This window comes from Armatimonas sp. (assembly GCF_043757465.1).
Lineage (GTDB): Bacteria > Armatimonadota > Armatimonadia > Armatimonadales > Armatimonadaceae > Armatimonas.
Genome location: NZ_JAYVPL010000009.1, coordinates 80,071 through 87,844, shown reverse-complemented (window position 1 = coordinate 87,844; position 7,774 = coordinate 80,071). Strand labels below are relative to the sequence as shown.

The following is a 7,774-nucleotide window of genomic DNA, read 5'->3' as shown; positions in this document are numbered from 1 at the left end:
GTAATCGCGGCTGTCAGGCTGGTCTTGCCATGATCCACGTGTCCGATCGTGCCCACGTTTACGTGAGGCTTTGATCGCTCAAACTTTGCCTTACCCATGCTACATCCTCAAGCCGTGCGCAACCCGCACGCGTCGTATTTTGTTGTGAAGGTGGCCGGAGGACGCTGGACGCAGAGAGCTGCATCAGACCGTCACGGCTAACCAATCGGGAGTTAAAATTCAAACACTTTCTTAGGGAAAGTGCCCGGCCAGTTTATCATAGCCCTCAGCGCACCGCAATAGCCTCAAGAGAGAAATTCCAAGATAATTCTCTCTACGCCTGCCATCCGATATCGCGACGCACGGCAGCCCCCTTAAAATGGATCAAATCCACCCCAGCATAGGCGCGCTTCTGCGCCTCGATAAAAGTCTCCCCCGTCGCCGTGACCGCGAGGACACGTCCGCCACTCGTGACAAGGTGCCCGCTTTCATCCCGCTGGGTTCCGGCATGAAAAACCTCCAGCGCATCGAGCTTACGAGCTCCGTCCAGCCCCGTGATTGGCACACCCGTTGGATAGCTCCCCGGATACCCCTCCGAGGCCATCACAACCGTCACCGCAGCACGCTGGCTAAAGACCACCGGTACTTTATCCAGCTCCACTTCCACGACCGCACGGCAGATATCAACCAGATCCGTCTCCAGTAGCATCAAAGCTACCTGCGCCTCGGGGTCGCCAAAGCGGCAGTTGAACTCGATACAATACGGGCCCTTCTCTGTCAGCATCACCCCCGCATAGAGCACGCCTCTGTAGGGAATCCCCGTCGCCCGAATCGCCGCCACTGTGGGCTCGATAATGCGCCGCGTCACCTCGTCCACCACACTCTGCGGAGCGATACGCACGGGAGCATAGGCTCCCATCCCGCCGGTATTGGCTCCGGTATCCCCTTCCCCGATGCGCTTGTGATCCTGAATCGCAATCATAGGCCGGACGGTCTCGCCATCCACAAACGCCAAGATACTCGCCTCCGGCCCACGCAAACACTCCTCGATCACCACGCGCTCACCACTCGCCCCAAAGATCCGCTCCTCCATCATCTGACGAATCGCGGTCTCTGCCTCAGCGTAGTCTTGCGCGACCACCACCCCTTTACCTGCGGCCTCCCCATCGGCCTTGACCACGATCGGATAGTCAGCCGCACGCAAGTACGCTCGCGCCTTCTCAGGGTCATCAAAGACCTCAAAATCCGCCGTGGGAACCCCCGCCTCACGCATCAAGCGCTTGGAGAAAACCTTGCTGCCCTCCAGCTGCGCAGGCTCGCGGCTGGGCCCAAAGATCCGCAACCCCCGCGCCTCAAAGACATCCACGATCCCCGCGATCAGCGGCTTCTCCGGCCCGACAATTGTCAGATCAATGCTCTGGTGCTCCACAAAAACCCGCAGCGCCTCGATATCCATGACATCAATGGCGATATTCTCCGCCACCTCAGCCGTCCCCGCATTGCCTGGCGCACAGAAGATCTTACGTACCTGTGGACTCTGCGCCAGCTTCCAGCAGATCGCGTGCTCGCGCCCCCCACCCCCAATAACTAGGATTTTCATGATTAAGATCCCCCTAAAAATCCGGCCCGTCTGTATTCTGAGCCAGATTGGCAAAACAAGCAAACTTGGGCAAAAACGCCAGCTTTACGGTGCCCGTGGGGCCATTTCTCTGCTTGGCAATAATCACCTCGGCCTCCTCGCCCTCGTACTCCCCCCCCTCTTGCTCGGCTTTTTCCTCGGCATCCTGGGAGACTGCATCCTTGCGCGCATAGTACGAGGGTCGGTAAATAAAGGCAACCACATCCGCCTCCGCCTCGATAGAGCCCGATTCACGCAAATCGGAGAGCATGGGGCGCTTGTCTTCCCGCCGCTCAACGGCGCGAGAGAGCTGGGAGAGGGCAATCACCGGGACATCGAGCTCACGGGCGAGACTTTTAAGGCCGCGTGCAATCTCAGAGATCTCCTGGTTGCGGTTCTCCGAGTTGCGTGCGGAGCCACGCATGAGCTGCAAGTAGTCCACGATCACTAAGTCCAGCGCCCCCTGCTCGGCTTTCAGACGGCGGCAGCGCGCCCGCATCTCCAGAGAGCTAATATCCGTGGTGTCGTCAATGAACATCGGCGCGTCCCACAGTCGGTTCACCGCCTCCGAGAGCCGAGACCATTCTTCGTCTTGCAAAAATCCCGTACGCAATTTATGGGCATTCACTTTAGCTTCCGAGCACATCATACGCTGAACAAGTGACTCTTTACTCATTTCCAATGAGAAAGTTGCCACTACACTGCCCTTACCTGCCGCATTCTGACCAATATTCATCGTCAGGGCCGTTTTTCCCATGGAGGGCCTGGCGGCAATAATAATTAAATCACCGCGTTTGAGGCCACTGGTGATGTAGTTGAGGTCATAGAAGCCCGTGTCGGTGCCGCTGACGACACCTTTATCGTGGTAGGCGGAGTCAATCTGATCGAAGACTTCGTTGAGCAGGGGACGGAGCGGGGTGAAGCCTTCGGTCTTGCGCTTGCGGGCGACATTGAAGATCGCGCGCTCGGCCTGATCCACGAGCGTATCCACTTCATCGGTCTCGCCATAGGCCATACCGGCGATCTCGGAGGCGGTCTCGATCAGGCGGCGCAGAACCCCCTTCTCGGAGACGATCTTAGCGTAGTAGACAACGTTGGCGGGTGTGGGGACGTACTCGGCGAGCTGCATGAGGTAGATATAGCCGCCTGTCTGCTCCAGCGTGCCACGCCGCGTAAGCTCATCCTTAAGAGTGACAATGTCGACAGGCTCGTCTTTATCTACCAAGGAGAGCATCGCCTCGAAGATGCGGCCATGTGCTTCGCGGTAGAAGTCCTGCTTGTCTAAAAACTCGGTGACGCGCTCAATGGCGCTGCGGTCTCCCAGCAACATAGAGCCCAGCACGGCCATCTCGGCCTCAATATTTTGGGGAGGAACGCGTCCGGTCATAGAAAACTCAGATCATTATAAAAATACAAAAGGGCGCGGCTTACTGCCGCGCCCTGGCTTGTCCGCGCGGCCTTGCCTACGCTTTTTCCACCGCGACAGTCACGGGGACAGTGATGTCTTTGTGGAGCTTGACATCCACATGGAAGGTTCCCAGAGCGCGGATAACATCCATCAGCAACACGCGGCGCTTGTCAACACTCACGCCCAGGTCTTTCTTGAGAGCTTCCGCAATATCACCTGAGGTTATCGAGCCGTAGAGACGATCCCCCGCGCCCGCTTTACCTAGGATCTTAATCGTCTTGCCTTCAAGAGTCGCCTGATCTTTCTGAGCCTGAGCAAGCAGTGCCTCACTCTTGCGCTCCTCAGTGGCGTGGCGCGCTTCCAGGATCTTCAGGGCGCCGCCCGATGCCGACACCGCCAGGCCTCGGGGAATCAGGTAGTTGCGAGCGTAGCCATCAGAAACCAAGACAACCTCGCCCTCTCTGCCGACCTTGACGACATCCTTTTGCAAAATCACGTTCATAAACTTACTTCCTTATTTGTAGTCCGACCCTAGGACGATTCCCGTTGCCCACGGAATCCAGTCCCAGAATCAGCGCTGTTGTTTTATTTAGCCGCGCTCGGAGCCGAGTATTGACAGTAAAACGGTTTGGGTCGAACACATCCAGGCGCCACTGTAGTGGCCCTGCCTGCGTGTCGAAGCCGACTCCCAGCTTACTGCCAAAGAGGCCATAGCGCGTCCAGAGCTCTCCGCTTTTCTGCCCGACCTGCACATTGACCTGGTTACGCTCGGTTGTATCGGTGATGCCGACTCGAAAGAGCTGCCCCTCCACAACCTGTGCATAGTTGGTATCGAGCTGAAAACGCTCCGCCTTTGTATCGTACAGAAAGTCTCCGGTCAAGCCTGACTCATACCAAGACGGCTTCTTGCCACTGCCAAGAGGTTGGTTACCAGAGGATACGGTCCCTGCTTTTTTCTCGCCAGGCAGTCGCAATGCCTCGACACGAGCCGTCAAATTTTTTACTGAACCACTCGCATCCTTCACGTTGGCAACCGTTATCTTAATGTTATCAAGCAGCTCGGGATCGGTTGCGACTTGGGAAAGCTTTCCTGCGGTCATGTCAAGCTTCTGAGAGATCGCCACCAGATTCTCCGAAATTTTAGTGAGGTTTGTCGTGGTAGCGAGCACATTTTCTTTTAGATTTTTATCGCCTACCAGCTGAGTCATCTGCTCCGTGAGACCAGCCACACCTGCCGCGGCATCGTTGGCGGAGCGCAAAAGGGCCTTGATACTTTCTCGGCTGTCTGCAACCGTTAGTTTGGCCTCTTTGGCGAGCCCCTCGGTCTCCGCCGCGATCCGTCCCCCGGACTTCATCACAGAATCCAGGTCCTTGATGAGAGTCTGAGTCTCTTTCGAAAGGGTGGCAACTTGTTTTTCTAGGAGTGGCGTGAGCGTCTTGGCAGAGGCCGCGACCTCACCTGCATTGCCAATAACAATGTCTACTTTTTTGAGGGTCGCTGGAAGCAGTGCGGAGGTAGCACGAAGATTGCGGAGCGTCGCCTGGATGTCTCCCTGGGAATCATCGAGCGCCCCAATTGCTCCCATTTTAGCGATTTTCTCGCTGACAACCCGCAGATTATGGGCGGTCGCCACCAGATCCTCGCGCAGTGCATCATCATTGGTAAACTTACTCATCCCCGCCAGCGCGGAGTCCAGCCCGGCAGCGGGCTCTCCTTCCAGAGGAGTCTGTTTAGTGGTCTCATCCGTTATAAAAGTAGTTTCTTTACTTGGGACTATTGTCACCACCGCGCCACCGCCCAGAAGCCCGGACGCGACACTAAACTGCGACTTCACCGGAATCTTGACCCCGTCTTTGACCCGCACCAGCACCACCGCACGCCGTCCATCATCAGAGAGGCGAATGCTCTTGACGGAGCCCACCTTAAAGCCCGCAACCCGTACATCCTCGCCGCCCTTGAGTCCTTTGGCATCATCGAAGGCGACCCGAAAATCCGTGGAGTTGCGCTCCTCCCAGCTCTGATTGAGCCAGCCTTTGGCCAGGAGCAAACCCGCCACCCCTGCTACAGTCACAACCCCCGTTACTAAATCGCGCTTACTCATATTTTCCCATTTAGCTTAACCAATCTCAATCGGCCCGTCGACTTCGCCCCGAATAAACTGCTGAACAACAGGATCATCACTGCTTTGAACCTCGCTAGGAGTGCCATAGATCTGTGCCTTGCCTTCATAGAGCATTAGTATTTTATCCGCGATTCGGAAAATACTCCGCATGTCATGGGAAACGACAACACTAGTGACATTTTTATTGTCGCGTGTACGCACAATCAGATGATCAATCGCGGCAGCCGTCACTGGGTCGAGACCACTGGTAGGCTCGTCGTAGAGGATGATCTCCGGCTCGGTGGCCAGTGCGCGGGCGAGGCCGACCCGTCGTCGCATACCGCCCGAGAGCTCTGGAGGCAAGCGCTTCTCGATTCCGGGCAGTCCGACTTCTTTTAGGTGCTCCTGAACCTGCTGTGTCAGCTCCTGACGCGACTTCTTCTGAAATTCTTTGCAACGCGGGCCTCGCAGTAGCCCGAAGGCGATATTGGCATAGACATTCATCGAATCAAAGAGCGCTGCGTACTGGAAGACCACCCCCATCTTAGCGCGAATCGGCAGCAGCTCGCGCTCTTTCTTGCCGACAATATCCACACCATCAATCAGGAGCTGACCACTGGTGGCGCTCACCAGCCCCGCAATGCAGCGTAGAATTGTTGACTTACCCGCACCGGAGAGCCCCATAACACAGAGAATCTCTCCGGGAGCGACATCCAGAGTAATTCCACCAAGAATCTCTCGGCCATCCACAGTATAGCGTAGATCAAGTAGGGTAATCCGGGGGAGAGTGTCCCCCTCAGGCAAGTGATCAGACAATGGATTTGGCCTTGAAAAACCACGTCAGTACAAAATCTGCTGCAAACACAAGAATGATAGTAAAGACCACGGCACGGTTGGTGGAGCGACCAACACCTGCGGCACCGCCTTTGGTTTCTAGCCCCTCACGACAGGCAATAATCGCGATCAGTGTCCCAAAGACCAATGCTTTGAGCAGCCCCTCCAGAATATCGGAGCCGTTGGGCTCCAGAAGCTGACGGAATGAGTCCGTGTACTGAAGAGGTGTCTGTCCCTCGCTGACAGCGATCATCCCCCCTCCGAGGATTCCTGCTGCATCTCCAAAGAGGGTCATGATTGGCCCCATCACGAGGCAGCCGAGCAGGCGAGGCACAACCAGATAGGCAATCGGAGAGATCCCCATTGCTCTGAGCGCGTCCACCTGCTCGGTCGTCTTCATCGCGCCGATCTCCGCCGTGATCCCTGACCCGACGCGTGCAATCAAAGTGACCGCAGTGATAAGAGGTCCCGTTTCCCGAACGATCGAGAGTGCGACAATCCCTCCAAGCAAGTTGCCAATTCCCAGATTGGTGAGAGAGCCCACGGTGTAGAGTGCCAAGACCGCTCCGGAGAAGCCCACAGTCAGCAGAACAATAGGAAGGGACTCTGTACCGACACTGGTAAGCTGACGAGCGAGATCACCTAGGTGAATGCCTTCCTGAAAGATCGCCCGCACGGCCCGCCACAGCAGAGTCAGTAGCTCTCCTAGATACTCAAAGGAGCGCACCAGGGTCTTACGGATGATTTTACTGGCCGTCTCACCAACATCCTCGAACACCTCGGCTGCCTCGCTAACCAGGCGGGTTTCTTTGGGAGAGGAACGGGGTGTCATATAAATTTTAGTTTACCCCATTGAACCCGCACCCCGCCGCGTGCTACAATCCCTTATGCCCGAAGAAGAAGAGGAGGAAGGTTTTACCTTCCGTGATCGCCGCCGTCAGAGTACCGAGGAAGTGGCTCCCGCCCCCGTGGTAACTCCCACACTCCCCATTGCGCCCGTAACTGAACCTGAACCAACTCTCTACGATCCTCACGAAGGATACAGTGACAGTGACAGTGACAGCGTGGGAGATCCCGACGGCGAGGAAAGCAGTGAGATACCCGATGTGCGCTCCGTACTTGCCCTCTTCATGGGCGAGCTACGCAATCTGGCGTGGCTGCGTATGGGCCTTGTCGCCAACCCAATGACGGGTGAGATCGAAAAAGATCTGGCACAAGCCCAGATGGCCATTAATACGGTTGGGTTCCTCGCTGATCAGCTAGAGCCACATGTCGCCCCTGAAGAGCGACTGCCACTCAAGGCAATGATCAGCGATCTTCAGCTCAATTTTGTGGAGCAGAGTAAGCGGGGATGAGGCTAGCCTCTTCCCCGACACTTCTGACTCCCGACGCATTTGAGGCTCGCTTTAGCGATCTGGTCGAGCTGATTTGTGATGCCGCGCACGTGGGCTACTCTAAGCCCTTCATGGAAGCGCAGTACACGCTCTTGCGGGCCTGGATGTCAGAGCACTTCCCCCCCCTCGCGGTGGAGTTCTCCGGCAGGGTTCAGGAGGAGTTCGAGAGCCTCTACTGCGCCGAATCCCTCGCGGCTCTCCTGACTCAGGATAGCGGTGCGCTTATGGGACGGCTCCTCGACACCCAGGAAGCTCTTGTGGCGTGGAAACTAGCCCATTAAAAATACATGAAAAATATCACAGGCTGAGTTCCTAAAAGATAGGGGAATTTTTCACAAAGTCGAGTATACTCTCTCTCGGCACCTATGGTTGCTGCCGTTCCCCGTTTCGCCGCCTCATCACTACTATGCGATAGTCTGGCGCAAGAATTGCAGCGATT

General features: G+C 56.4%; 9 protein-coding genes. 2 read left to right on the top strand and 7 right to left on the bottom strand.

The window, feature by feature from the left end; all coding sequences use genetic code 11:
* The 7 genes from ACH2ED_RS01565 to ACH2ED_RS01535 all read right to left on the bottom strand — a co-directional run.
* Positions 1 to 98 (bottom strand): GTP-binding protein (locus tag ACH2ED_RS01565; RefSeq protein ID WP_395088435.1); only part of this gene is annotated, 98 nt, incomplete at its 3' end.
* A 215-nt stretch (positions 99 to 313) separates the two neighbouring features.
* Positions 314 to 1,579, bottom strand: coding sequence for a phosphoribosylamine--glycine ligase (purD, locus tag ACH2ED_RS01560; protein ID WP_395088434.1), 1,266 nt, complete (start codon positions 1,577 to 1,579; stop codon positions 314 to 316).
* A gap of 13 nt (positions 1,580 to 1,592) precedes the next feature.
* Complete coding sequence (dnaB, locus tag ACH2ED_RS01555) at positions 1,593 to 2,984, bottom strand: replicative DNA helicase (RefSeq protein WP_394795651.1); 1,392 nt, start codon at positions 2,982 to 2,984, stop codon at positions 1,593 to 1,595.
* Positions 2,985 to 3,060: 76 nt separating this feature from the next.
* Positions 3,061 to 3,507, bottom strand: a complete 447-nt coding sequence (gene rplI, locus ACH2ED_RS01550; protein ID WP_395088433.1) for a 50S ribosomal protein L9 — start codon at positions 3,505 to 3,507, stop codon at positions 3,061 to 3,063.
* A 4-nt stretch (positions 3,508 to 3,511) separates the two neighbouring features.
* On the bottom strand, positions 3,512 to 5,107 hold the full coding sequence (locus tag ACH2ED_RS01545) for an MlaD family protein (protein ID WP_395088432.1): 1,596 nt from the start codon (positions 5,105 to 5,107) through the stop codon (positions 3,512 to 3,514).
* Positions 5,108 to 5,122: 15 nt separating this feature from the next.
* The gene (locus ACH2ED_RS01540; protein ID WP_395088431.1) at positions 5,123 to 5,857 is read right to left on the bottom strand and encodes an ABC transporter ATP-binding protein; all 735 of its coding nucleotides are present in this window, start codon (positions 5,855 to 5,857) and stop codon (positions 5,123 to 5,125) included.
* Positions 5,858 to 5,915: 58 nt separating this feature from the next.
* The gene (locus tag ACH2ED_RS01535) at positions 5,916 to 6,773 is read right to left on the bottom strand and encodes an MlaE family ABC transporter permease (protein ID WP_395088430.1); all 858 of its coding nucleotides are present in this window, start codon (positions 6,771 to 6,773) and stop codon (positions 5,916 to 5,918) included.
* 55 nt (positions 6,774 to 6,828) lie between these two features.
* Here ACH2ED_RS01535 and ACH2ED_RS01530 point away from each other — a divergent pair, with 55 nt between their 5' ends.
* Complete coding sequence (locus ACH2ED_RS01530) at positions 6,829 to 7,296, top strand: DUF1844 domain-containing protein (RefSeq protein ID WP_395088429.1); 468 nt, start codon at positions 6,829 to 6,831, stop codon at positions 7,294 to 7,296.
* On the top strand, positions 7,293 to 7,616 hold the full coding sequence (locus ACH2ED_RS01525) for a hypothetical protein (RefSeq protein WP_395088428.1): 324 nt from the start codon (positions 7,293 to 7,295) through the stop codon (positions 7,614 to 7,616). The genes ACH2ED_RS01530 and ACH2ED_RS01525 overlap by 4 nt, the downstream gene beginning before the upstream one ends.
* Positions 7,617 to 7,774: the final 158 nt, after the last annotated feature.

What these genes read in the sequence shown, in the direction of transcription:
- purD (WP_395088434.1), bottom strand. Translation starts at nt 1,579, where the DNA reads ATGAAAATCCTAGTTATTGGGGGTGGGGGGCGCGAGCACGCGATCTGC.
- dnaB (WP_394795651.1), bottom strand. Translation starts at nt 2,984, where the DNA reads ATGACCGGACGCGTTCCTCCCCAAAATATTGAGGCCGAGATGGCCGTG.
- rplI (WP_395088433.1), bottom strand. Translation starts at nt 3,507, where the DNA reads ATGAACGTGATTTTGCAAAAGGATGTCGTCAAGGTCGGCAGAGAGGGC.
- ACH2ED_RS01545 (WP_395088432.1), bottom strand. Translation starts at nt 5,107, where the DNA reads ATGAGTAAGCGCGATTTAGTAACGGGGGTTGTGACTGTAGCAGGGGTG.
- ACH2ED_RS01535 (WP_395088430.1), bottom strand. Translation starts at nt 6,773, where the DNA reads ATGACACCCCGTTCCTCTCCCAAAGAAACCCGCCTGGTTAGCGAGGCA.
- ACH2ED_RS01530 (WP_395088429.1), top strand. Translation starts at nt 6,829, where the DNA reads ATGCCCGAAGAAGAAGAGGAGGAAGGTTTTACCTTCCGTGATCGCCGC.
- ACH2ED_RS01525 (WP_395088428.1), top strand. Translation starts at nt 7,293, where the DNA reads ATGAGGCTAGCCTCTTCCCCGACACTTCTGACTCCCGACGCATTTGAG.